The following is a 25,537-nucleotide window of genomic DNA, read 5'->3' on the forward strand; positions in this document are numbered from 1 at the left end:
GCATTAGCCGATGATAAAACACTCACAATAACCATAGTCTAGGTAGGTGAATGTTGTTTGAAAGTAACAATGTCGTATATGCCTTTCAATGCGAGAAACTAGTCTAATATTAAATAAACGGATGAAATCAACCATTAGGCTGATGGATGTTGAGATTATCAATAAAAACACGCTTAGCGCTCCTCGCACTATTACCCGCTGTGGTAATAGTGGTGTTTGCAGTTCAGCAGTTTTCTGATAATGCGTTGCGCGTGAGCCGTCTCAATCAAACGGTTAGCAATATTCAAGGTTTCCAATTGATATCCAAGGCCTCCCACTTTATTTACTCCATAGAGAAAGTACGCCGACAGCCTGATCTTCAAGTCTCTGCAGCCATTAATATTGAAGAACAAGGTGAAGTTATTTCTTCTTTGCATCAAAAGTTTGTGAGTAACCCTAATACTGCTGAGTATGCTGATGAACTGAAAGAAGCCATGCTGGGGGTATTGTCAGGTAGATTGAGTGAGATGGAAGACCTGGGTGATTGGGCATTTCAACAGCTCCAAAATATGTCGCGCTCTTTGTTGCAAAATCATCAATGGTATGGCGGTGACGACGGCATTCGCATGCAAAATTTTATTGCCTACCTTGCTCAGCTCTCTTTTTGGACACAGAAAGAAGCTTGGCTGACGAACCGTTTAGTCCAAGACCCTAAGAGTCGGCTAAGTCAAAGTATGTTTTATCAGGCGATTGACCGACAGCAGCAAAATTTGGATGCGTTTTTAAACTTAGGTGGGTCATACGAGCAAGTGGATAAATTGCTTGGCTTGTTTACTTCGCCGAGATATCAGAGAAACTTGGCGTCTCGCGGACAATTAATGTCAGGAGACATGTCACCAAGTGACTACGCCGCGTATTTAAAAGAACTCGATTTTCGTGTGCAGCGCTTACAAGTGCTCATTGATGGGTTCACCAAACAAACTGAGCAGTCGCTTCTCACGCAGGTTCATGAACAAAAGGCCAATATAGCGATGATCAGTTTTGGCGTTGCCTTAGTGGTTATCTTGCTTTGTTGGCTCGGATTTAGTACTTGGTTCCGAGTTAACAGCAAACTCGATGCGATCATTCATACTTTAAACGCGTTGATCAACTCTGAAGAGAAGCAAACAAAAGTCAAAGTTGATGGAAGTGATGAACTGACCATTTTTGCTCAGCAAGTAAATCGAGTGGTTGAAGAAATGCAGAGACAAACTGAAGAAATACTGCATGCAAAAGAGTCAGCAGTATCGGCTAATCGTGCAAAATCTGTGTTTCTTGCCAACATGTCACATGAAATACGCACGCCCCTTAACGGGATCATGGGCATGACAGAAATACTCTCTCAAAGTGAGTTGTCTTCGCATCAACAAGAAGTTGTTGATGACATTGACTCCTCATCTCAAACACTGCTTACTTTACTTAACGATATATTGGATCTCTCTAAAATCGAGTCTGGACGATTGGAGCTGTCACTAGTAGAAGCGGATATCCGAGAAGTCGTGTATCAGTCGATGATTTTATTCCAATCCAAAGCAACATCTAAACAACTAAAGTTAGGTATTAATTTAGCTGAAAATATCCCCATTCGCGTGATGGTCGATGATCATCGTGTCAAACAGGTAGTTACGAATCTGGTATCGAATGCGGTTAAGTTTACCGAAAGTGGGCATGTATGCGTTGATGTTAGTTATGAGGAGTTACTTGAGAAAGAACGTGGAGTGCTGACGTTTAAAGTAGAAGATACCGGAATAGGCATTGATCAAGATAAGTTAACCACGATTTTTGAACCCTTTACTCAGGAAGATGAAGGAGTGTCGAGGCAATTTGGCGGTACAGGGTTGGGTTTGGCAATTTGTTGTCAGCTTGTGTCGATGATGGGGGGCAAGCTCGTAGCAACATCTACAAAAGGAGTGGGCACATGCTTTGAATTCTCGATTGAGGTTGAAGCAATTCCGGTGTTTGGCTGGCGTTCGGAGGTGATTAATAAAGGGCTTTTGATCTGCTCAAATTACGACTACGCCGACCAAGTATTAAAAGAGTGTCGCTTAGCGAAAATCAATCTCTTTGGTGTTAATAATGTGAATGAAGTGCAAGCGATAAATGATGACTTTGATGTCATATTTCTGTGCCACAGTAACGACGCTAATACCGATGAAGTCTTGGATAATCTATCATTTAATTACGATCTTCGCCGTGTGATTATTTGCCAGCATCATTTATCCACTCCCTACGAAAATGCAGAAAAAGTACATGCCGTACTCACATTACCTTTCCTTGGCAATCGATTTAAGCATGTCATTGATGATTTAGCTAAGGTTGAAAAGACTATATCAAGTGACAATGTCACCAATAATGTTGTCAGCTCTGAATATCGAGCGTCGCGCTCTCATCGGAGGATCTTAATTGCGGAGGATAATTTGATGAACCAGAAAATAGCGAGTTTTTTTCTGGATAAAGCAGGTTATGACTATTTGATAACAAGCAACGGCCAAGAAGCGTTAGAAGCCATCACAAAGGGAGAAGAATTCGATGCAATTTTAATGGACTGCATGATGCCCGTGATGGATGGACTGACCGCGACGAAAGAAATTCGTCGTTGGGAAAAGAAAGCAGGACGTGAAAAAACGATGATTATCGCACTCACTGCGAGTGTTTTGGAAGAAGACATCCACAACTGTTTTGCGGCAGGCATGGATGCTTATTTACCTAAGCCGTATAAATCGAACCAGTTATTTGAGCTCTTTAGTGAATTAAAACTCGCCTAGCTAACATTTCAACTTAGACAAGGTGTCAAAACGATTAAGCCCCACTTCAGGGGCTTCGTTCTGATTATTCATTGTTGTGCGTTGGCTTGAGCGCCTGCGAGTTTGCGTATGGTTTGGCGATAGGTTAGGTATGCGGAAACACCAGCTAACAGGTTGCCGATACAAGCGCCTAAGAGTAAACCTCGGATTCCATCCATTTGAGCGCCAACCCACAAGCACGGTAGGAAAAAGACAAACAAGCGCAGCGCTGAAATAGTGAGCGCGGTGTAAGATTTGCCTAATGCATTACAAAGAGAAACCATTAGCATACAAACCCCTAATGAACCCAAACTGATCGGCACTATCAGTAAATGCATTTCCAAGACTTGCTCCACTTGCACATCACTTGTCATCAATAATGCGAGTGGGTTTGCGACGGCAAATGTAATGGCAGCAATCAAAAGTTGGAAACCTAGAATGAATTTTACGGCAATACTGACGAGCCTTTGGATATCCTCATAGTTCTTTGCCCCAAGTAAGCGTCCAACCATTGGAGGCATAGACATTGTCAGCGCCAAGACCGAAACGATAGCAAAGAACTCATAGCGTGAACCAAGCGCCCAAGCGGCGACTGCTGCGGTTCCAAAGCTTGCCAATAATTTTGTTGCTAGCATGGAAGACAACGGTGGCAGCAGTTGGCTAATCATCGCAGGGCCCATAATGTTACCGATAGATGCAACACTTTTGGCTACGTTAAGATCTTGCCATTGTGTCGTTGCCCAGTGATTCTTTTTCACGCGAGGAGCGACGACTAAAATACCAAACCCAAAAGCGACGATGGTTGCTATTGCCGCTCCGTTAATACCCAAGTCAAATGTGAAAATAAATAGCGGATCGAGCACAAGGTTCACGCCGCTGGTTATCATCATCATTGTGCCAGGTAACATTGTATTGCCATTAGCTCGGCAGATACTGTAATAAAAATACAAAACCGCACCAGTCCATGAGCTTAATAACCACCAAGGCCAGTAACTGTCGATTATCGGCATAACAGATTCTGGAGCGCTTAATAGAGCTAAAATGGGGTAGCGCAAAAGCCAAATTAGCCCGCCAAAAATAGCGACACCAATTGAGCCGATCATCAATACTAATCCGCCCAGTTGTTTGGCATACCGACTTTCATTCGCCCCAAGAGCTTTAGAAATGACCGCTGTCGTTGCGATCCCTAGACCGACTTGAATGCCGATAATGACCATTTGCAAAGGCAGAGTGAAACCTTGAGCGGCTAACGGTAAAACGCCGAGCTGACCGATAAACGCGCTATCCACAAGCTGAAAGCTCATTAAAGACAGAACGCCAAAAAGCATTGGCCAGGTCATCGTAAATAATTGTTTTGCAAGCGTTGGTTGTGTACTTGTCGTAGTTGAAGACATAGAAAGCTGAATGCGTTAGGAATAAGAGTTAGATTGATTGTACACGGCGGTTAGTTTAGAGACAAAAATAAACCCCGAGGAAGATATTCTTGCTCGGGGTTCGAAAATCTAGCTTACGCGTTTATTTTTTGCCGCTAGTTTGCTTGTCTTCTTCAGTCAGCTCACGAATGCGACGGCTGATGTCACGACGTGCTTTAGAGATCTCAGCGCTTTTAATGATGTGGTCATCTACACGATCTTCATAGTCTGCTTTCATATTTTTGATGATTGCGACGATTTCATCGTGAGTCATTTCTGGTTTGATGTAGTCTAGAAGGTTTTCTAGAAGATCAACACGTTTGCGGTTATCACGAACTTTCTTCTCGTTATCAAGAAGCTCACGTTTTAGTTTGTTTTTACGACGAGCTTGGTTAACGATTTCAAATACGCTACTCATAGTTCTCTTTCCTAATTTTATGAATATCTTCCTCGATTAAAGCACAACATCCAGTGGCATAACAGTCTTTAGATCAATAGCAATGCAGAGTTGAACATTTCTCAACCAATTGCGTTGTGTCCATATAATCGTGCTGCTTTCTTCGAGTTTTGGCCAACATTGTAGAATCCATCGATTCATTGTCATAACGTGACCTTCACTATATTATCAACACCATTGAATGCAAAATGATGAACTTGATATGGACTCTGGTAACACTGCGGAGCAAGTAAATAGTCAAGATAATGAGCAAGTCACTCGCTCTGTGGCTGAAAAGTTAAAAACGGCGTATATCAACGCTCGCGAGCAACTCGAAATCATCGAAGTTGAGCTTAATCGTTCAAAAATAATGATGGTCGACCAAGATGGCAATTTGACGAGAGTGCCGATTCTCTCGGAGCATTGATACCTGACCCTATTCGTAAGGGGTGTCAGGTCTTACGCTATGCTTTAGCCTGACACCAACACCTGAACCGCTAACGCTTCTTGCACTGCTGTGTGAATTTATGGCGTATGATTTCGAAGCGATTTAGGTACAAAGTCAAATGCAAAAATAATAAGGAAATGCATTATGAAAGTTGAGCTAACGGCAATTGAAGCACGAGTTATTGGTTGCTTGATCGAAAAAGAAGTCACTACCCCAGATCTTTACCCCCTCAGCCTAAACGCATTAACCAACGCGTGTAATCAAAAAAGCAACCGTGATCCCGTGATGTCACTCTCTGAGTCAGACGTTCTCGATGCCGTTGATGCTCTTATTGAGCGCAGGCTCGTCAGTGACGAAAGTGCGTTCAACAGCCGCGTCAGCAAGTATCAACACCGTTTCTGTAATACGGAATTTGGTGATTTAAAGCTGACAGAGCAGGAGAAGGGCATTGTATGCTGTATGCTTTTGCGCGGTGCTCAAACACCTGGGGAAATTCGTACTCGTACTAATCGTCTCGCGACATTTCATGATGTAAAAGAAGTGGAAACGGTCCTTGAGCATTTAGCAAGCGAAGAGAAAGGACCATTAGTGGTCAAATTACCACGTGAGGCTGGTAAGCGGGAGTCGCGTTATATGCATTTGTTCTGTGGTGATGTTGATGCGTCCGAACTTGCAGCGCCTGTGTCTGCTGCAAGCTCGAGCTCCGATCGAGTAAGTCAGCTAGAGCTCGAAGTCGCTCAGCTGAAAGAAGAGCTGGATGAATTAAAAGCTAAGGTTGAGTCACTGCTTTCATGATGGAAAATACAACGCAGCGTTGGAGTGTCTACCTGATACGAAATAACCGCAACGCGTTGTATTGTGGTGTTACCAATGATGTTGAACGAAGATTCAATCAGCACCAAACCGGAAAAGGAGCGAAAGCTTTGAAGGGAAAAGGCCCTTTGGTATTGGAATGGTCATCGGATTTTGAGTCAAAGACGCTTGCCATGCGAGCAGAGTACTATATTAAGCAACTAACTAAAGCGAAAAAAGAGCTGCTCGTTATGTCAAAAGCAAATATTGTCGTCGACGAACATCAACAAATGATGTTAGAGATAGTGGCACTCTGATAAGCCCTTGCTACGCAAAGATACACGGAAACCGCCTATGTCACATTGGCGGTTTCTTTTTGTTTTTGGAGTACCATGTAGGAATAAACTGACGCATAATGGGCTGGTGTTCTGTTTAAAGGGCCTGAATATGAAAAGCGCGAAATGTCTCTACGTTATCGAGACAAAGGAAGCGACTCAATGTACTTTATTTGCATCCACTCAGACCAAGAACCAATTTACTATTGAAACAGGCACTAAGAGGAAGGTAGATTACAAGAGTATAGGATGACTCGGCTAGGTAATGAATAGAGCTGAATTAGGCTCATAAAAAAGCTAAAAGAGCAGTAGATGAAAAAAGCGTTAGTATTCTCCCTGATTTCAATGGCCGCTTTTGCGCCGAATGTGCAGGCCACCCAAGTTCTTAATGGGTATTGGGCATATCAAGAGTTTTTAGACCAGTTTCCACAACAGAAGCAGTTAACTAGTGCGTTGGCTGAAGTGGTAAGAGAAACCCCTGTACCCGTAGCAAAAGACAAAAAGCGTCCACTGAAAATTTCTGTTGTTTATCCAGGGCAGCAGATCTCTGATTATTGGATTCGAAACATCGATGCGTTTGAAAAACGCCTAGATAAGCTTGATATCGACTATCAACTAAATCAAGTGTTTACTCGTCCTAATGCAGATATAAAGCAGCAAAGTTTGTCTTTAATGGAGGCGCTGAAAAGCAACTCCGATTACTTGATCTTTACTCTAGATACCACAAGACATCGTAAGTTTGTTGAGCATGTCTTAGATTCAAAGAAAACCAAGTTAATTTTACAAAATATCACCACACCTGTTAGGGATTGGGAACATCATCAGCCGTTTCTTTATGTTGGTTTCGACCACGCAGAAGGAAGTCGTGAATTGGCCGTTGAGTTTGGCAAGCGTTTCCCTAAACATAGCCACTATAGTGTTCTCTACTTCTCAGAGGGCTACATTAGTGACATCAGAGGCAACACTTTTATCAACCAAGTGAACCGCGATAATCAATTTGAACTACAATCTGCTTACTACACCAAAGCAACAAAGCAATCTGGGTATGAAGCTGCAAAAGCCAGTTTGGAGAAGTATCCGGACGTTGACTTCATTTACGCGTGTTCTACCGATGTAGCATTAGGTGCTGTTGACGCTCTTAAAGAGTTAGGTCGTGATGATGTCATGATCAATGGTTGGGGCGGCGGTTCAGCAGAGTTAGAGGCGCTTTCTAAAGGGGAGTTAGACGTTACCGTTATGCGTATGAACGATGATACAGGTATTGCAATGGCTGAGGCCATTAAGTGGGATTTAGAAGGAAAGCCAGTTCCCACTGTTTACTCTGGTGATTTTGAAGTCGTTACCAAATCGGACTCTCCAGAAAGAATTGAAGCATTAAGAAAACGTGCATTTAGATACTCAGATAATTGATGACAACTACATCAAAAATAAGAAAGCGTCGCTCACTGTCGACGCTTATTACCAAAATAATTATTCTCGTACTTGCTCCGATCATTCTAGGCATCTTTGTTCAGAGTTATTACTTCTCGAAGCAGATTATTTGGCAGGAAGTCGACCGAACCAAGCAGCAGACCTCTGCCCTGATCCTGAACATTTTTGATAGCCATTTTGCAGCGATTCAGATTCATCACAACAGCAATTCGAAAAGTGATGTTGTATTGGATTTTTATACAGAACGTGATGAAGAGGCACTCAATTACTTTTTCATGAGTATTGACCAGAGTGATCCTTCCCATACACCGGAGTTTCGTTTCCTAACCGATCATCAAGGTATTATTTGGGACGATGGCAACGCGCATTTCTATGGCATCAACAACCTGATACTTAGCCGACTTGCCAGTCAAGTGACCTTTAGCAACAACTGGTATTATCTACCCTCACAGACCCCGATGGGAACTCGCCATCTTTTACTTCGTCGTGTACCCGTTTTACAACCTAAAACCGGTGAAGTGATGGGGTACTCTTACAATGTTGTTGTTTTAGATAATAACTTTGGGTTGATGGAAAGGTTAAAAAATGAAGGCAACGTCGACAATGTTGTGTTGGTCGCTAACAACACACCATTGGCAAGCTCATTAGTAGGAGATGAGGCTTATCAAATATTTGACGTACTCAAACGACGAGAGTCCCAGCACAAGCTTGACCAATTATTGATCATCAAAACCCCTATTGAGGTAAATGCCGCCGAGACTGACTTGTGCTTGCTTACTGTGCAAGACAATCAGAGCGTGGTGACATTGCAAATCCAACACCTGCTAGCAATGCTAGCCTCAGTTATCGGTATGGTCATGATTGCGCTGATGACTAAAGAATGGATCGAGAATCGAGTAGTTGAAGAGTTAGGATCCCTGATGGCATATACTCGCTCGGCTCGTGAAGAAAAAGGATTTGAGCGTTTTGAGGGGTCAGATATTGAGGAATTCGATCATATTGGTTCGACACTAGAAAACACTTTTGAAGAGCTTGAAGCACAAAAGCGCTCTTTCCGCGACCTGTTTAACTTTGCGTTATCTCCTATCATGGTGTGGTCTGAATCGGGTGTGCTTGTCCAAATCAATCCGGCAGCACGCAAAGAGTTAGTCATGGAAAACGATGTTGAAACCATGCACCCAGTGTTCAAAGGTTTCAAAGAAAAGTTGATGCCACACCTTCGCATGGCGGCTCAGGGAGCTACGTTGACAGGCGTTAATGTGCCAATTGGAGACAAAGTATATCGCTGGAACTTATCGCCGATTCGAGTTGATGGAGATATTAGCGGTATTATTGTTCAAGGTCAGGATATTACCACGCTAATTGAGGCGGAAAAACAGAGTAACTTGGCGCGCAAAGAAGCAGAGAAATCTGCTCAAGCCCGTGCCGACTTTCTGGCTAAAATGAGCCATGAGATCCGAACGCCAATCAATGGAATTTTAGGGGTTGCTCAATTGCTAAAAGACTCTGTGGAAACAGAAGAGCAGAATAACCAAATTGACGTACTTCGACATAGTGGTGAGCACTTACTTGCTGTTTTGAATGATATTTTGGACTTTTCGAAGATTGAGCAGGGTAAGTTTAATATCCAAAAGCACCCGTTTTCTTTCACTGATACAATTCGAACGTTAGAAAACATTTATCGTCCTATTTGTGAAAGTAAAGGCGTCAACCTTGTCATTGAAAACAAAATAGATCCCAATGTTGAAATCTTTACTGACCAAGTTCGTCTGAACCAAATTTTATTCAACCTAGTCAGTAACTCAGTAAAGTTTACGCCCTCGGGTAGCGTGCGCTTGCATGCTGAACTTGAGCAGTTCTATGGCGCTGACAATAGCGTGCTGGTCGTGGAAATTACGGATACAGGTATCGGCATCGAGTCTGACAAACTCGACCAAATGTTCGAACCTTTTGTTCAAGAAGAAGCAACAACGACTCGAGAATACGGCGGCAGTGGCTTAGGGCTGACCATTGTGAAGAGCCTCGTCGACATGCTGGAAGGTGATGTTCAAGTCCGCAGTCAGAAAGGCTTAGGAACGACTTTTGTCATTACAATGCCAGTGAAAGATCGTGAGCGAGTACTCACCCCTCTTGATTCGAGTTTGCGAGTTAAGCCAGGTGAACTATTTGCAGAGAGTCTCAAAGTGTTGTTGGTAGAGGATAACCATACTAACGCATTCATTCTAAAAGCGTTTTGTAACAAGTACAAAATGCAGGTTGATTGGGCGAAAGATGGGTTAGAAGCAATGGAATTCTTAAAAGATCATACTTACGATTTGATACTGATGGACAACCAACTTCCGCATCTTGGTGGAATTGAAACGACCAAAGAGATCCGACAAAAGCTAAAACTAGGCACGCCAATTTATGCGTGTACTGCTGACACCGCGAAAGAAACCAGTGACGCCTTTATGGAATCGGGTGCGAATTACGTGCTTCTCAAGCCGATTAAAGAAAATGCGCTCCATGAAGCATTTGTGGATTTTAAGCAGCGGTTCTTAGTTGAGCGAACATAAGGAATTGGCTCACTACGAGATAACCCAATTATTCATTATCTGAAAAGCACAACACCATGACAGTGGGTTGTGCTTTTTTGTATCTGACCCTTTTACTCTTATACAAATCAGACTTTATTGGTCTCGACGTTTGTTGTGTACATCGCTGCATTTCAAGTTCAAACATAGTGTTGTGTTACTTAGATTTCTGCCCCTTCACTGACACACCCAACGTGATTTCAATCACAAAAAGATATTTACTTAGCGTGCTAACTATTTTATATTACTTAGCACGCTAAGTAATTGAGTAGATCTTATGATTCAAGACATCAACAGTTTGCGAGACCTTTCTCTGGCTGAAAAATTATCTCGTGTTGCTCGTTTGTGGAAAATGGTTGCAGATCGCGAGTTAGAGCCTTTAAACCTAACGTATCCGCGTTGGACTGCGTTATGGAAGCTTTATCGAATGGGTGACAACATCAGTCAGAAGCATTTGGCTGAAGCGCTTGAGATCGAGTTAGCGTCGTTGATGCGAACATTAAAATTATTAGAAGAGCAATCTCTGATCGTTCGCCATTGCTGTGAACACGATAAGCGAGCACGTATTGTTAGCCTCACAGAAGAGGGGAAAACCCTACTAAAGCAAATGGAGGCTCGAATTCTTCAAGTTCGAAGCAAGCTCCTAACGGACATCAACGACCAGGAACTTCAGCAGCTTTCATTGATTCTTGATCAGATTGCTCACAATGCGCTTGATTCACTTAGCGAATAAGTCAGAAAACCGAATAAAAAGAGAAGTAAACGCCTATGACTCCAGATCAAAAATTCGCACGTTGGATCAAATATTCTTGCGTCGCGTTTGTCCTTGTCTTTGCCTATTTTCTAGTTGCAGATCTCGCCATGCCGTTGACGCCTCAGGCAATGGCAACGCGTGTGGTAACTAAAGTGGCCCCCCGTGTGAGTGGGCAGATTACGCATCTTTATGTTGCCAACAACCAAGAAATAAGCCAAGGCGATCTACTATTTCAGATTGATCCCCAGCCTTATCAGCTCGCCGTAGAAAAGGCTCAACTTAACCTTGAGCGTGTGATTCAAAACAACGAACAACTTGATGCTTCTATTGCTGCGGCAAAAGCAGACGTTGAAGCGAGCAAAATCGTGGCGGAACAAAAAGTTCGCGAAGCAAAACGTCTTAATACTCTGTTTCACCGTAATGGTACTTCGCAACAGCAGCGCGATGACGCACAGAGCAGTGCAACGGCAGCTAAAGCGAACTTACTGGCCGCACGTGCTCGTTTAAAAGAGTTGGAAGTAAACCGCGGTGATTTAGGCGCAACGAATGTGAATATCCGCGTGGCGCAAAACCAGCTAAAACAAGCGGAACTTAATCTGTCTTACACTCAAGTCTCGGCGGAACATGATGGCGTTGTCGCTAACTTGCAGCTGGAGACGGGGGCCTATGCGGCAGCTGGTACACCTCTTGTCGCTTTAGTCTCCGATGACGTGGATATCATTGCCGACTTTCGTGAAAAGAGTTTACGACACTTTAATCAGAACAGCCGTGCGTTAGTGGCTTTTGATAGCTTACCTGGTGATGTATTTGAAGCTCGTATTACGAGTGTGGATGCCGGGGTCAGCTCGGGTCAATTCGATGCGGATGGTCGCTTAGCAACACCAACTGACTCAAACCGTTGGGTGAGAGACGCGCAGCGCTTACGTTTACATTTAGCTATCGATGAACCTCAGCAGCGCGCATTTCCAGCAGGGGCACGAGCAACCGTGCAGTTGTTGCCAGAAAACTCATTATCTGGTTGGTTAGCGAGGTGCCAGATCCAATTCTTGAGTCTTCTTCATTATATTTATTAACGAGGAGGCGATATGAAGTTATGGGACCACCCCATGTCGGAAAACGACTTCCGTCAGTGTTTGCGCATTGCAACTGGTGCGACCATTGGTTTCACTTTATGTAAAGTATTTGGTTGGAACTATGGCGTATTCTTTACTGTAACCCCGATGCTGTTACTTGGAATGGTGCCAGTCATGAGTCTACATGCCGCACGACAACTGATTTTTTCAGCGGTTGTGTGTGGATTAGAAGTTGGTGTGCTTGGTGGGTTATTTGGTGGGCACCCAGGCATGATGACAATCATTGCATTCGGGTTGTTCCTGTATAAATTCGCCTGTATGTCAAAAGGGAGCTTATTCTTATTTGGAGCGAACAGCGTACTGAGCTTAAGCATCATGCTGCACTTTGCGAGTTATCCAACCACTGACTTAAATGACCTAATCTTTAGCAATCTGCAAGCGAATGTTATTTCAGTGATCGTTGCTTATGTGGTGACATTTTTGATTCCCGATGCGGAACCTCGTCAGCCACCAGCGAAACCGTCGCAGCCTAAACAGAGTCATCGCATGCGTCATGAAGCCCTTATGGGGGCGAGTATCGCTACAATGTCTTTCCTTGTATTCCAGCTATTTGACCTCAGTGACTCTATGTCTGCTCAGGCGACAACCTTACTTTTATTGTTTCCTATGCATTGGAACGGTGCTTTAGGGTATGCGCGAAAAAGAGCAATGGGGACCTTGATGGGGGTGACCTTTGGTATTGTAGGACAACTTGTATTATACGATTGGTCGGATACCTTATTGTTTATCGTTCCATTGCTTTGGATTGGGGCTATGATGTTCAGTTATATGCACGTGAAAGAGTCTAGCGGTTCGGGAGCCGGATTTGGCGGCTTAACCACGTTAGGTATTCTTTTCGGCCAATACCTTACTCCGGATGGTGACTTAATGTTCAGTGCGCTGTATCGCGTGAGCAGTATTTTGTTTGCTATTGTTGCGACGCTGCTTGTGACCTATACGGTTCACAGAATACTCAACAGCTTTGAGGCGACGCGCTTTAGCGAGCAGTAAGTTCAGACGTTACTGGTTAGAAAGGATTGCTCCAGTAACTCTGTTTTTAGTTCGTGAGTCATCTCAATGGAACTAGCAAACTTAATTCCAACTACCCATCCCTTCACCAATTTCTTAATGTTGGCAATGACACATCGATTTTCTTCTCCGATATAGTGGCTTAACGGGCATTCGATGGTAACACTCTCACCCACGTTGAATTCGGGCTCAATCAAGGTTGATATACCAACACCTGCTAGAGAGAAATCGATAAGGCTACCGTCGTAGACATTCCCTGCATGAATAACGTTACAGTCCATTTGCAACTTGTAACGCTCATGTTCCCGAACTGGTTTGGTTGCAAATGTTCCTGGAATGCGGATAAACAAAAGGGGGGATGGTCGAACGGTCGTCGTCAGCACGCTGGACTTAAACGCAATGACATGGCCTAACTCCGTATCTGATACACCACGCACGATGACATCGGCGTTGGGGAGTTTTCTCATCACTTGCTCTTCAAGCAAACGCATTGGTATATCAAGAATCAAATAAGCATTTTCTTTCATCCCCAGATAGGTGGTGGAATACGTATATTGATCCTTAGGCCCAAATTCGAAATTAGTAGAAAGCTTCATTCCCGGTTTGAGAAACCTATGCAGTTCATCTTTAGTATGAGTGGCTGGCATCACATTGGCGTTTTAATTTTTTAGTTAAGCTGAGGCTATCAAAACGCCATTTTGTTATTCAAGATAGTAAGGCATAAGTTTTTGTAAAATCATCGCTATCTGTGAAGTGGTGGGCGATAAGTTTGGTTCATTCCATCTTTCATAAAGATTTGGCTTGCCACAATACTGCCGCATGTGACCAACATCAGCGCTAACCAAGTGAGAGAATCTGGTTGTTCACCAAAAATTGGAACGGCAAGAAGTGTCGCGACGACTGGAGTTAATGAACCAAAAGCAGCGCTGGCTTCGGCACCGATGATCCTAATTGCATAAATGAAAGTGAAAGAAGCGATTAAACCTGCGCCAACACCTTGTAGCATCGCGTGGCCAAATAACTCCTCCCATGGCCACTGGCTGAACGGTGTTACCACCAAATAACTGTCTACCCACCCGAAACCAACGGCGATGATGAGCAGAGCCAAAGACGCGATTGCAACGAATCCTGCACAGACGTGTGCATTAAGATTGGCGACACGAGCGCTGATGGTGAAAGCAGCCCACATGATGCTGCCAGTTAGAAACAGGATATGCCCTTGTAATTGAGACCAGTTGTACTCTGCGCCGCTATTAGAAAGAAGGAATACGAAAATCCCTAACAGCACCGTAGAAAGCCCGATTAAGCGGTGAGCACTCAGCGACTGTTGATAACAAAGTACCGCGATAGCAGAAACAAACAATGGCAAAGTGCCAGGTACTAATGCACTGCCGTGCGCCACGGGAGCGAAATGCATAGCCGTTCCGACGACCAGAAGATAGGGAAGGCCGCTTCCAACCACAACACCAACCAGGTAGCGTTTAGGCACTACGCGCAGCGACTGTTTATGCTTAATCACAAATGGTAATAAAATTATACTTGGGATTAGAAAGCGAACTAACGCGATATCGGCTGGCTGCAAGGCAGAAATTGCGCCCCCTTTTAAAGAAATAAAGAAACCAGACCAAAGCAGTAAGGTCGTTAATATAGCTGCGTATCCCAAGATCATTATCGACATGTCCATTTGTAAATGATGTGTTAATTGTTGAATAAAACTCTTGCCAAAGGGAGGCAAAGTTTGACGTAATTAGGCTTGATGTTGGTGATAAATTGCGTATAAGTGTTAATTGTTGGTGATTAAAGGCACGGAAGAATAAATGGATAAAATTGACAGGCAACTTATCAACCTAATGCAGAAGGATGCCACTCTGACAACGGCAGAACTTGCTGACCAAGTAGGGCTATCGGCATCACCTTGTGCAAGACGCATTAAGCGTTTGGAGCAGGAAGGTGTAATAAGTGGTTATCGAGCTATTGTGTCCAGAGACACTGTAGGCATCGCGATGACTGTATTTGTTGAAGTGAGTTTAAATAACCACCAAGCTTCTTCGATTGATGAGTTTGAACATGCCGTTGTTGAGATGGATGAAGTGATCTCATGCCATGTCGTATCAGGGGCCTATGATTACCTGTTAGAGGTGGTCAGTAAAGATCTCGCTGGTTATGAAACATTTACTAGAAAGTTACAGCGATTAGAAAATGTGAAAGATATTCATACCCACCTGGCGATTAGACAAGTGAAAGGAAATGGCAGTTTACCGATTTATGCATAAGAAAGATGAAATTTTTCGATAGACTTAAGATTGCCCACTATCATCGAAAGCGATATAGACAGTTTGGTAAAGACAGAGCCCGAACTCTGGGATGGGCAGATAAGTATAGTCAGATCAGCCGTTTTGAGGCGTTGTGCCGAGGGTTAACGTTAGACGGTTCAAGTATTTTAGATATTGGGTGCGGCTACGGAGACTTGTTAGCGTTTATCGAACTTACGGGGGGGCTTCCTCAAAGCTATATTGGCATTGATCAGCAAAAACAGTTTATCTCTGAAGCCAGAAAACGAGATTTTCGTACGCAAAGTAAGTTTATATGTGGCGACTTTTCAACGTTGGTATTGCCTCGTTGCGACTTTGTTTTTGCTTCCGGATCATTGAACTATCAATCCACCAACCCAAATCATACCATTGAAATGATTGATAAAATGTACCGAGCGACAGAGAAAGGTTGTGTGTTTAACTTGTTGGATGAATCCAAACTACCCAGCATGAAAATGTTAGCGTCGCACAATAAAGAAGGTGTCTTTCGCTATTGTCGGTTGCTGTGTCCGAATACACGATTGATTGAGGGGTACTCCGAGCACGACTTTACGATTGCCATGATCAAAAAAGCGGAGTCCGTTTCCTGACTCCGCCTTATAAATTCTTAAGCCTTATTGGTTTTTGTATTGTGAGATTTCACAGTTACCTGTGTATCTATCAACCTTGAATGAGAAAGCGGCTGAATGGTATTCCCTCCCATCACTCCATATTGTTTCTCCGAAGATTTTACACAGATCCAAATCACTGATTGAACCGAACTCTTTTACGTGCCTAACTACTGACAAAAACTTGGCTTTGGTAGCATTAGGACATTCCCTGTTACTTAATCGATTGATAACCATGTTTGTAGCATCATCTCCAGCCAAATGTGACTTTTTATTAAATTTTATTAATGGCTAAACTAACCAAAAAATGTCCATAAGTAAAGCATTAATGTGACGTATGTCTCTATAAATTGATTGTCTTGGTCATGGTTTAGTCAAGTTTGTCAAAGGGAACAATCCCATTATTTACATTTGATATTATTCACGACTAAGGAAAGATAAAAAGCACGAATAACGTTCAATATTGGAGTGAAAAACCAACATCGTCTATTCAAAACTGGCTCTGTTTTTACTTCGAAACATCTTGAGCGTATTGGAGTGCTCGAGCTTCTTTATCATAGACTTGTGACAGAGTTTGATATTGTGAAGAGAGGCGCTTGTAATCTTCAGCAAGTTCCAAAGCGTTGGTGTTATACCATTCCGCAGTTATTTGATTGGCTGTTTTGTTTGACTCGCGGCACTTTTGGGCCAGGATCTCCCACCCATTAGCTGACCATTGGGATTGTGTGCTCAATTTAAGCAGCTGATTCGCTTTAGTTGTGAGCTCTTCTTTGTATTGAATCGATGCTTTTAATTGCGCTTTGAACACATTTTGGTTCGACTTGGCACGCCAAAGTAGCACGAGCTCATGCAGTGAAAAGGTTTCGGACAATAACTGACGCTGTTTATGTTCGGTTAAAAGTGTATTGAATACCTCAACATGCTGATTGTAATTGGACTCTAAGCGATTGAATTGGGTAAGATTGTCATTCCACGACGATGGGTTACATTGAATATTGGCGTGCCCCGTTATCGGGAACAGAAGAAATAGTAGTATCCAATTGAGTCTGTTGATCATTATTGCTCGCGTTAGTTGACCTGCTCTTTTGAGTATATACCCAAATTTCTACGACATGCGTGCTGCTGGTGGGATAAGAATAAAGAATGAAAAGGAAAAGGGCATGAAGAAAATTCTCGTCGCATTGATTGTCATGCTGTTGCTCGGCGGAGCGGGGGCTGGATACTATTTCTTCTTTATGCAGAAAGATGAACCTGAAGCACCAAAGGCTACGCAAGTCGAGCAATCTTCACTGCAAAAAGAAACATCCAAACCGATTCTGGATTTAGAAGCCGCTCCCCCGGAAGTTACCGAGTACTACGTTATTGAGCGTCGTGTCAATGTTTACAACAAGCCTAACCTTAATGCTTTAGTTGTCGATACGCTCTATAAGGGAGAAAAAGTATCGGTGTTAGAAAAAGTTGATGGGTGGTACCGAATCTCCGGCTATCTTGTCTATGAAGAGGGTGGTGAAGAAAAAGCCGAATGGTTGAATGCTGAGGGGTTATCGGAAGCAGAGCCAGTTATTAAAGAGCAAGAGCGCTTAGAGATATTGGATGAATACCTACAGAAGTCGGATGATTTAAAAGTTCACTTGGATATTTTCCGTAAGAAAACACAGCAATTGTTAGACGATGAAACCTGTGATCCGAGTGATTTTGAGGAGCTCGGTGGTTGGGTGCGTTCTGTGACGTTCAAAAAGCGCAACGTTTACTTCATCTATTGTGGCGGTTTGGAGCAAGAGAATAAGATCTACTTAGATGTTGATAAGGGCGAGATTTTTTATCGATAGCTCACCACTAATTACACTCGTTCTCTAAAGACGTTTTGATAAAAGCAATAACGATGCAAACCTGAAATCAGAGATTTATAACTTTTTAGTTGTGAACCATAATCAATAGGAATACTATCATTAAGCCAAGTGACCTAACTTGGTTCTTTGTTTTTTTAGTGAGTTCCTATGCCTTGGATTTACCTTAGAAAATTGATTTTGCTGCTATTTGCAATGGTATTGCTACCAGTGCATGTATCTGCTGCGCAAATCGATCACAAGGCTCACGTACCGCACTTTTCTAAGCTACAACCTTTTGTAGCCGTAAGTGTATCGCCAAACTCTTCCGTCGATTTTTCTGAAGTTTCAGAAGAAAGCTCTCAATCTCCAGTATCTGAAGGTCATGCAAGTCTCGATTCCGTTGCTTTGTTTAACTCTCAGCGCTGGACGTCTTACTTACGGGAAGGGCTTGATGACGAGCACGTAGATTTTGTCGGCGATCTCACGACTCCGTTTTACGCTGATGCGGGTTACGCATACAGCTTGATGGACATTAACTGGCGTCACAACCAGTCCACATTTTATCATTTCACAAGCGATCATCGCATTTCTGGTTGGAAAGATACCAATGCCATGTACGTCGCACTCAATAGTCAGTTTTCTGCCTAAACACCATCTATTTGCACCATTGTGCACTCTTAACACGACGATTGTATTCGACAGGACGTGAGCGTTCTGAGCATTTCATACCCTGAATTTATTCTGGGAGCATCTGTCGTGTGTTAAGCCTTGTTATTAAAAGCTTCACTTCATTGTGAAGGGATGATGTTTACATGAAAAAAACGCCAAAGCAGCAAAAGAACAGAAAGCTGATGAATCACTACTCAGCTTGGAAATATGTCGTATTAATCACGACAGTCATTATTTTAACCCTAAGTGCTATACCAACTTGGTTTGGCGAACAGCCTTCTATCCAGTTGACGTTTGCGGATCAAAACAACAGTGAAATGTCGGTTGTTCATCTGAATCAACTGCTAAAAACCAACCATATTTCAGCCGACAAAATCATCGAAAAAGACGGCAAAACAACCATTGTATTCGATGGTGAAGATGCGCAAAGTAAAGCTCGTGCGTTGTTAAACAAAGAGCTAAATAAAGACGACAGCATCACTTTCTCATACGTATCGGTTGCGCCAGAATGGTTGAATGAGATGGGCTTTAGCCCAATTAAGCTCGGTCTTGACCTTCGTGGTGGCGTTCAGTTTCTGTTGAATGTTGATGTGAATAAAGCGTTTGAAGAACAACGTGATGCGTTGATTGATGAAATTAAAGCGAACCTACGTGATCAACGTGTTCGTGGTGTGCAAGTTCGAGCAGAAAGTGGCAACCGAATTACGGTAAACAGTGACAGCGAGCAAGCATTGTCGGAAGTGAACAAGTTTTTGCGTCAAAACTACCCGGGCTGGATTTCAAAAAGTTCATCTCGTGGCTTTGTGCTTGAACCGAGTGAACAAAATATCCAAGAATTTCAATCGTCGACTCTTCAACAAAACCTGAAGATCATGCGTGGTCGTATTGAAGAACTTGGTATCACAGAGGCACTAGTGCAACGCCAAGGTAAAGAGAGCATTCGAATTGAGCTCCCTGGTGTACAAGATCCTGCTCAAGCGAAAAACGTTATTGGTGCAACAGCAAGCTTGGCGTTTTATGAAGTGAAAGATGCGAGCCAAGCACACAGCAGCCAAGATCTTGTTCTTCAAGATAATGACGGTCGTACTGTGATTTTGGCAAAACGACCAGTTCTAACGGGCGAGCACATCGTGAACGCTCGTGCTGGTGTCGACAAAATGGGCATGTCAGAGGTAAATATTTCTCTTGACCACGCTGGTGGTAAGAAAATGAGTGACTTCTCAGCAACTCACATCGGCAAGCCAATGGCGACCGTTTACCGAGAGTACAAAACAAACGATCGCGGTGTAACTGAGCGTAGTGAGCGCGTTATCAGCGTCGCAACTATTCAATCTCAACTTGGTAGCCAGTTCCGTATTACTGGTGCAGGTAGCATGGACGATGCACAGCAGTTAGCGCTATTACTTCGAGCGGGTTCACTAACTGCGCCGGTTACTATTGTGGAAGAGCGAACAATCGGTGCTTCTCTGGGTGCAGAAAACATTGAAAACGGTTTTGCAGCACTGGCTTTAGGTATGGGTTTAACACTGACCTTTATGGCACTTTGGTACCGCCGCTTAGGTTGGGTAGCAAACGTGGCGCTTTGTGCCAACATGCTTTGTTTGCTTGGCTTAATCGCCTTGTTACCAGGAGCGGTTCTAACGCTTCCGGGTATTGCCGGTTTAGTGTTAACCGTCGGTATGGCAGTGGACACCAACGTTATTATTTTCGAACGTATTAAGGACAAAATGCGTGAAGGTCGCAGCTTCGCTCAAGCGATTGACCTTGGCTTTGACAGCGCATTCTCGACCATCCTTGATGCCAACATTACTACCATGATCACCGCCGTGATTTTGTACGCCATCGGTAATGGCCCAATCCAAGGCTTTGCCTTAACACTCGGATTAGGTTTGTTAACCAGTATGTTTACAGGCGTATTTGCCTCTCGAGCAATGATCAATTTAATTTGGGGCCGCGATGCCCGTCGTGATGTGAGGGTTTAATCATGGTCGAAATGCTAAAACAAAATATTCGTAAAATTCGCTACTTTACTACGCTAGTTTCCATCATTTTAACGGTGATCGCGATCGTCGCTCTAGGCTTTAAAGGGTTGAACCTAGGTTTGGACTTCACTGGCGGTATGGTGACAGAAGTAAAGGTAGATAAGCAGCTAACTAACCATGATCTGCTTGACGTTCTGCAACCAAAGCTTGGTGAATCTGCGTCAGTGACACGCTCTGGTGAAGATGGCCGTTGGGTGATTCGTTACTCTGCGCCGGAAGATGGACAAACGTTGCCAAGTGTAGAAGAGGTGTTGAAGCCAATCTCTCACCAAGTTGATGTTGTCAGCAACAGTATAGTTGGCGCTCAAGTTGGCCAAGACTTGTTTGAACAAGGTGGCTTAGCATTGTTGATTTGTGTCTTGAGTATTCTCGGTTACTTGTGTTTCCGTTTTGAGTGGCGTTTGGCCAGTGGTTCACTGTTTGCTTTGGCCCATGATGTGATCTTAGTGCTTGGTTTCTTTGCAATTACTCAAATGGAGTTCAACTTAACCGTTTTTGCAGCGGTGTTAGCAATTTTAGGTTACTCATTGAATGACTCGATCATCATTGCAGACCGAATCCGTGAGCTGTTGATTGCGAAACAGAGTTGGAAAACAGAAGACATCAATGATCAAGCTGTTATCGCGACGTTTTCACGCACTATGGTGACATCTGGTACGACATTGATCACTGTTGGTGCATTATGGATTATGGGAGGAGCGCCTTTGGCTGGTTTCTCAACCGCCATGTTTATTGGCGTTCTGTCGGGTACATGGTCTTCGATTTCGATTGGTACTGTGCTGCCGGAGTGGTTGAAACTGGAGCCGAAACATTATCTGCCTGTTGAGATCGACGCTGCGCCATAGCATCGTTCTTTTAAGGTAAAAGTGCTTGCGCCACTCATCTTGAGTGGCGCTTTTTTGTGCTTATTTCACGCGCATCAAGCGATGTTTCACAAGTCCCAAATCGAACTCTAAGACTTGTGAGCGCTTCATTGCTTCGACTTTATTCAACATCGACTCTTGGTAGCCTTTCTTCTTCATCCACTGAAGAGGTACAGAGAAAGCATCTTCATTAACGACATAAGACTCGCCTTTATGCTCACCGCTATAGACGTTCACAACCCAAACTCGGGCTTGAAAGTCCAATACTTCACCCATGACTTTAGCGATTTTATTCAGAATATTTTTCATTGTTTCCAGTTTGCCTTAGCTTAGTAGCAACCAGACACCAACTCCCATCATTAAAGTGCCTGCGATACGGTTCATTAGGCGTACATTCTTAGACTGACCTAAGACGTGTTTCAACCCTTTACCACCAGTAGCGTACAGAGACATGCAAATGAACTCAAACAGTAAAATAATGGAGACAAGTATGATCAGTTGCGGTGCAAGTGCTGCGTTTTGGTCTATAAAAGGCGGTAAAAGAGAAATCATAAATGCCCAGCCTTTTGGGTTTGCGATTGCGGTAACGAAGCCTTGCATGATAAGTGCGATATTGTCACTCTTTGGTGTTTCTAAGTTGTCGACATTAATCGCAAGTTTCCCTCGCGATCGCCACATTTCAACTCCAAGATAGAGTAAATAACCGCCACCAATGAACTTTAACGCGATAAACATCCAAGGATAATTGAGCATAATCGCAGCGATACCTAACACCGCAGAGACTGACACCAGCGCGACACCGAGAAGTTCTCCTATCATCATCCATAACGTGCGACGATAACCGATACTCATACCTAACGTTAGGGCGAGAGTCATGCACATACCAGGCGTGATTGAGACAAAAAAGAAAGTAGGGATGAACATACTGAGCAATGCAAGATTCATATCTGTTGATGATTTAGTGATTAAAGAGAAGCCACAAAGATAGTGCAAAGTGGAAAAGGATGCTACTACAAAGCGAGCGATTACTTTCACTAGTAGCTAGTTGATGTTCTTCGAATATATAAATTTAAAATGAAATTATATTTTAATCTATGCGTCATAATAGTGCGTATTGCACCAGTATGAGACAAGCTCTTATATCATTTTTAGATTAAATATATTCAATTTATTATATTTTATCGGTATTAATCATCATTGTATTAAAATAATCGAATTGATAACTAAATTATCATTAAATGCAGTAATTAAATGATATGTTTGATAATTGTTTTTACCGATAATTGAATTATTATTCTAATCTCAAGTTTGTTGTAATCATATAGGCTTAAAATTCAGATCTTAAATCATGACATAATGTAACGTCTACCATTCTGTATGTAAGTTCATGATATTTAATAATTATGTTTCTATTTCTGTTGGTGTGGCTTTTGTGGAAGTGTGATTTAAAACAATGACTTATGTAAAATTAACCATTTTATAACATTTCACGGGTAATGAGATCTAAATCAATCTTATGCAATTGGGTGAGTTTTTTATTTGAAATGTAATATTTCTAGGTTAACTTAAAATAAAGGCAGCACGGGATTGGTTGTCAAAAGAATAAATAAACACGTCAGTTGGTGAACTATTTCATCAGTGTATTAAGTTTGCTTTTTAAATGCCGTTAAGAATGGAGTCTTCAATGAAGAAAGTCGCTTTGATCACTGGATCAAAAGGCGGAATTGGTTCTGCTATTTCCTCTCAATTAGTCAATGACGGTTACCGTGTAATCGCTACTTATTTCACAGGTAACTACGAATGTGCGCTGGAGTGGTTCAACAGCAAAGGGTTTACCAAAGATCAGGTTCGCCTTTTTGAGTTGGATGTAACAAACACGACAGAGTGTGCAGAGAAATTGGCGCAATTGCTTGGGGAGGAGGGAACCATTGATGTTGTTGTCAACAACGCAGGAATCACACGTGATGGCGTGTTTAAAAAGATGACTGCGCAAGCTTGGAATGATGTCATCAATACCAACCTCAATAGTTTATTCAACGTTACGCAACCCCTCTTCGCTGCAATGTGCGAAAAAGGCGGTGGTCGTGTCATCAATATCTCTTCAGTCAATGGTCTTAAAGGGCAGTTTGGTCAAGCAAACTACTCGGCGGCGAAAGCTGGGATGATCGGTTTCTCTAAAGCCTTAGCATACGAAGGTGCTCGCTCGGGTGTGACAGTTAATGTTATCGCTCCGGGTTACACGGGTACGCCAATGGTTGAGCAAATGAAGCCAGAAGTGCTGGAATCCATTACGAACCAAATTCCAATGAAACGTCTTGCGACACCAGAGGAAATTGCAGCATCAGTGAGCTTCTTGGTCAGCGATGCGGGCGCCTACATCACCGGAGAGACTTTGTCGGTGAACGGCGGCTTATACATGCACTAAGGAGAGAAGATGATGGAAAAAGTATTTATCGTAGCGGCGAAGCGTACTCCAATTGGTGCTTTTGGTGGTAGCCTGAAAAATACTTCTGCTGGCGATCTGGCAGCAGTAGCGATTAAGGGCGCGTTGGAAGCGGCAAAGTTGCCTGGCGACAAGGTTGACGAAGTGATTGTTGGCAACGTTGTTGGTGCAGGTCAAGGAATGGGTGTTGGCCGCCAAGCGGCACTGTTTGCGGGGATTCCTGAATCTGTTCCTGCATATGGCGTAAACATGGTTTGCGGTAGTGGCATGAAAACGGTCATGGATGCCGTGTCCCATATCCGTAGTGGCGATGCTGAGATCGTTGTTGCAGCGGGTGTTGAAGTCATGTCTCAGATTCCGTTTGCTGCACCAAGCAGCATTCGTGATGGCAACAAAATGGGCAATCTGGAGCTAAAAGATCTGCTCATAGCGGACGGTTTAACCGATGTTTACAACCAATATCACATGGGTGTGACGGCAGAAAACGTAGCAAAACAAATCGGCTTAACTCGCCAGCAGCAAGACGAATACGCGCTGTCTAGCCAACAGAAAGCGGTAGCCGCTATCGAAGCTGGCAAATTTCAAGACGAAATTGTGCCAGTGGAAGTAAAGCAACGCCGTGAAACCGTGATGTTTGATACGGATGAATACCCAAAAGCGAACGCGACAATGGAAGCCTTAAGCAAGGTACGTCCTGCTTTTGACCGCGAAGGCACTGTGACTGCGGGTAATGCATCAGGCATTAACGATGGAGCGAGTGCGATTATCGTGGCGTCTGAAAGCGCAGTTAAAGCGCATGGATTAACGCCGCTTGCTGAGATCGTAAGCTATGCGCAATCGGGTCTTGATCCGAAGATCATGGGCCTAGGTCCTGTTGAGTCGGTCAATAAAGCACTCGAAAACGCAGAACTCACAGTAAATGATATCGACGTTTACGAGTTAAACGAAGCATTTGCAGCGCAAGCACTTGGCGTGATTCATCAGTTGGCGGAAACAAACCAAGTTCCAGTTAACGCGATTCAAGATAAAGCGAACTTTAACGGTGGTGCTATCGCGCTAGGACACCCGCTTGGTGCATCTGGAAACCGAATCTTAGTCACGCTGGTTCACGAGCTTCATAAGCAAAATGGTCAATATGGCGTTGCTTCACTTTGTGTGGGCGGCGGCATGGGCACGGCTGTGGTTGTAAAGACAGTTAAGTAATTATTTAAACGGACATTTTTAATTCTTTCTCTAGGAGACAAACCATGTACACAGATTTCTTCAAAACATTTAGCGATCAAACTGAAAAAAATCTAGAACCTTACTTGAAGTTCAACAAGCTAGTGACAAAAAACGTAGAAGTGTTGACCGAGCTTCAATTGAACGCCATTCGCACATACAGTGAAGTGGGTCTAAACCAGATGAAAGCAGCGACAGAAATCAAAGACGTAACGTCATTGACTGCTTTCAACAGTCAGCAACTAAGCGTACTTACTAAACTTTCTCAACAAATGATGGATGACAGCAACAAGCTTCAAGCGATTGCAAAAGAGTTCAAAGAAGACGTTGAGAAAATGACTTCGGAAAATCTAAAGACTGTTACTCCAGCGTAATTTGTCCGATTCTCGCCGCCCCTAGATTTGGGCGGCGTTGTTTTTTCCGAATA

At 43.3% G+C, this 25,537-nt stretch carries 25 protein-coding genes; 18 read left to right on the forward strand and 7 right to left on the reverse strand.

Annotated features, from left to right (window positions below):
• Window positions 1-146: 146 nt before the first annotated feature.
• Window positions 147-2,783 carry an ATP-binding protein gene (locus R7F64_RS10400; RefSeq protein WP_047101186.1) on the forward strand — a complete coding sequence of 879 codons (2,637 nt, stop codon included), beginning with the start codon at window positions 147-149 and terminating at the stop codon, window positions 2,781-2,783.
• Between the two features lie 68 nt (window positions 2,784-2,851).
• On the opposite strand, the gene R7F64_RS10405 is transcribed toward R7F64_RS10400, so the two are convergent.
• Window positions 2,852-4,195, reverse strand: a complete 1,344-nt coding sequence (locus R7F64_RS10405; RefSeq protein WP_025767935.1) for an MATE family efflux transporter — start codon at window positions 4,193-4,195, stop codon at window positions 2,852-2,854.
• Between the two features lie 121 nt (window positions 4,196-4,316).
• Window positions 4,317-4,631, reverse strand: coding sequence for a DUF496 family protein (locus R7F64_RS10410; protein WP_005373603.1), 315 nt, complete (start codon window positions 4,629-4,631; stop codon window positions 4,317-4,319).
• Between the two features lie 220 nt (window positions 4,632-4,851).
• On the opposite strand from R7F64_RS10410, the gene R7F64_RS10415 reads away from it, so the two are divergent.
• From R7F64_RS10415 to R7F64_RS10450, 8 genes are all read left to right on the forward strand, one after another.
• A complete protein-coding gene (locus tag R7F64_RS10415) occupies window positions 4,852-5,076 on the forward strand; it encodes a hypothetical protein (RefSeq protein WP_005385630.1) in 225 nt (74 codons plus the stop codon).
• Between the two features lie 165 nt (window positions 5,077-5,241).
• On the forward strand, window positions 5,242-5,892 hold the full coding sequence (locus tag R7F64_RS10420; protein WP_005373594.1) for a YceH family protein: 651 nt from the start codon (window positions 5,242-5,244) through the stop codon (window positions 5,890-5,892).
• Window positions 5,889-6,206: a GIY-YIG nuclease family protein gene (locus R7F64_RS10425; RefSeq protein ID WP_053304534.1), complete on the forward strand. Its 318-nt coding sequence runs from the start codon at window positions 5,889-5,891 to the stop codon at window positions 6,204-6,206. Before R7F64_RS10420 ends, R7F64_RS10425 begins: the two co-directional genes overlap by 4 nt.
• Window positions 6,207-6,536: 330 nt before the next feature.
• Entirely contained in the window at window positions 6,537-7,634 is a 1,098-nt protein-coding gene (locus R7F64_RS10430; RefSeq protein ID WP_005385634.1) for an autoinducer 2-binding periplasmic protein LuxP, read from the forward strand.
• The gene (gene luxQ, locus R7F64_RS10435; RefSeq protein ID WP_262599086.1) at window positions 7,634-10,210 is read left to right on the forward strand and encodes a quorum-sensing autoinducer 2 sensor kinase/phosphatase LuxQ; all 2,577 of its coding nucleotides are present in this window, start codon (window positions 7,634-7,636) and stop codon (window positions 10,208-10,210) included. The genes R7F64_RS10430 and luxQ overlap by 1 nt, the downstream gene beginning before the upstream one ends.
• Before the next feature lie 295 nt (window positions 10,211-10,505).
• Complete coding sequence (slyA, locus tag R7F64_RS10440) at window positions 10,506-10,961, forward strand: transcriptional regulator SlyA (RefSeq protein ID WP_017635177.1); 456 nt, start codon at window positions 10,506-10,508, stop codon at window positions 10,959-10,961.
• Window positions 10,962-10,996: 35 nt separating this feature from the next.
• Window positions 10,997-12,055 (forward strand): HlyD family secretion protein, encoded by a 1,059-nt coding sequence (locus R7F64_RS10445; protein WP_017635178.1) that lies wholly within the window; start codon window positions 10,997-10,999, stop codon window positions 12,053-12,055.
• 12 nt (window positions 12,056-12,067) lie between these two features.
• Window positions 12,068-13,105 (forward strand): DUF2955 domain-containing protein, encoded by a 1,038-nt coding sequence (locus R7F64_RS10450; RefSeq protein ID WP_017635179.1) that lies wholly within the window; start codon window positions 12,068-12,070, stop codon window positions 13,103-13,105.
• A gap of 2 nt (window positions 13,106-13,107) precedes the next feature.
• Here R7F64_RS10450 and R7F64_RS10455 read toward each other — a convergent pair whose 3' ends face one another.
• Window positions 13,108-13,770, reverse strand: coding sequence for a flagellar brake protein (locus R7F64_RS10455; protein WP_005373585.1), 663 nt, complete (start codon window positions 13,768-13,770; stop codon window positions 13,108-13,110).
• A 95-nt stretch (window positions 13,771-13,865) separates the two neighbouring features.
• A complete protein-coding gene (locus tag R7F64_RS10460) occupies window positions 13,866-14,792 on the reverse strand; it encodes a DMT family transporter (protein ID WP_025767932.1) in 927 nt (308 codons plus the stop codon).
• 148 nt (window positions 14,793-14,940) lie between these two features.
• On the opposite strand from R7F64_RS10460, the gene R7F64_RS10465 reads away from it, so the two are divergent.
• Window positions 14,941-15,396: an Lrp/AsnC family transcriptional regulator gene (locus tag R7F64_RS10465; RefSeq protein ID WP_005373581.1), complete on the forward strand. Its 456-nt coding sequence runs from the start codon at window positions 14,941-14,943 to the stop codon at window positions 15,394-15,396.
• Between the two features lie 5 nt (window positions 15,397-15,401).
• Window positions 15,402-16,025, forward strand: a complete 624-nt coding sequence (locus tag R7F64_RS10470; RefSeq protein ID WP_005373579.1) for a class I SAM-dependent methyltransferase — start codon at window positions 15,402-15,404, stop codon at window positions 16,023-16,025.
• Between the two features lie 526 nt (window positions 16,026-16,551).
• On the opposite strand, the gene R7F64_RS10480 is transcribed toward R7F64_RS10470, so the two are convergent.
• Window positions 16,552-17,100, reverse strand: a complete 549-nt coding sequence (locus tag R7F64_RS10480; protein ID WP_017635183.1) for a hypothetical protein — start codon at window positions 17,098-17,100, stop codon at window positions 16,552-16,554.
• A gap of 103 nt (window positions 17,101-17,203) precedes the next feature.
• On the opposite strand from R7F64_RS10480, the gene R7F64_RS10485 reads away from it, so the two are divergent.
• The 4 genes from R7F64_RS10485 to secF all read left to right on the forward strand — a co-directional run bounded on the left by R7F64_RS10485 (window position 17,204) and on the right by secF (window position 21,428).
• Window positions 17,204-17,872: an SH3 domain-containing protein gene (locus R7F64_RS10485; RefSeq protein WP_258477191.1), complete on the forward strand. Its 669-nt coding sequence runs from the start codon at window positions 17,204-17,206 to the stop codon at window positions 17,870-17,872.
• Between the two features lie 168 nt (window positions 17,873-18,040).
• Window positions 18,041-18,520: a hypothetical protein gene (locus tag R7F64_RS10490; RefSeq protein ID WP_047101211.1), complete on the forward strand. Its 480-nt coding sequence runs from the start codon at window positions 18,041-18,043 to the stop codon at window positions 18,518-18,520.
• Window positions 18,521-18,684: 164 nt separating this feature from the next.
• Window positions 18,685-20,523 (forward strand): protein translocase subunit SecD, encoded by a 1,839-nt coding sequence (gene secD / locus R7F64_RS10495; protein ID WP_005373570.1) that lies wholly within the window; start codon window positions 18,685-18,687, stop codon window positions 20,521-20,523.
• A gap of 2 nt (window positions 20,524-20,525) precedes the next feature.
• Window positions 20,526-21,428 (forward strand): protein translocase subunit SecF, encoded by a 903-nt coding sequence (gene secF / locus R7F64_RS10500; protein WP_005373567.1) that lies wholly within the window; start codon window positions 20,526-20,528, stop codon window positions 21,426-21,428.
• Window positions 21,429-21,488: 60 nt separating this feature from the next.
• Here the strand turns inward: secF and R7F64_RS10505 are convergent, their stop codons facing one another.
• Both R7F64_RS10505 and R7F64_RS10510 read right to left on the reverse strand, forming a co-directional pair.
• Window positions 21,489-21,755 carry a hypothetical protein gene (locus R7F64_RS10505; RefSeq protein WP_017635186.1) on the reverse strand — a complete coding sequence of 89 codons (267 nt, stop codon included), beginning with the start codon at window positions 21,753-21,755 and terminating at the stop codon, window positions 21,489-21,491.
• A 15-nt stretch (window positions 21,756-21,770) separates the two neighbouring features.
• Window positions 21,771-22,391 carry a LysE family translocator gene (locus R7F64_RS10510; RefSeq protein WP_021035942.1) on the reverse strand — a complete coding sequence of 207 codons (621 nt, stop codon included), beginning with the start codon at window positions 22,389-22,391 and terminating at the stop codon, window positions 21,771-21,773.
• A gap of 739 nt (window positions 22,392-23,130) precedes the next feature.
• Here R7F64_RS10510 and R7F64_RS10515 point away from each other — a divergent pair.
• Genes R7F64_RS10515 through R7F64_RS10525 form a run of 3 tightly spaced genes read left to right on the forward strand, consistent with a single transcriptional unit; the run spans window position 23,131 to window position 25,484 of the window.
• Complete coding sequence (locus tag R7F64_RS10515; RefSeq protein ID WP_005373555.1) at window positions 23,131-23,871, forward strand: SDR family oxidoreductase; 741 nt, start codon at window positions 23,131-23,133, stop codon at window positions 23,869-23,871.
• 12 nt (window positions 23,872-23,883) lie between these two features.
• Window positions 23,884-25,092, forward strand: coding sequence for an acetyl-CoA C-acetyltransferase (locus R7F64_RS10520; protein WP_318071700.1), 1,209 nt, complete (start codon window positions 23,884-23,886; stop codon window positions 25,090-25,092).
• Window positions 25,093-25,136: 44 nt separating this feature from the next.
• The gene (locus R7F64_RS10525) at window positions 25,137-25,484 is read left to right on the forward strand and encodes a phasin family protein (RefSeq protein ID WP_005373550.1); all 348 of its coding nucleotides are present in this window, start codon (window positions 25,137-25,139) and stop codon (window positions 25,482-25,484) included.
• Window positions 25,485-25,537 lie beyond the last annotated feature (53 nt).

The organism is Vibrio sp. Vb1980 (genome assembly GCF_033338615.1).
Taxonomy (GTDB): domain Bacteria; phylum Pseudomonadota; class Gammaproteobacteria; order Enterobacterales; family Vibrionaceae; genus Vibrio; species Vibrio alginolyticus.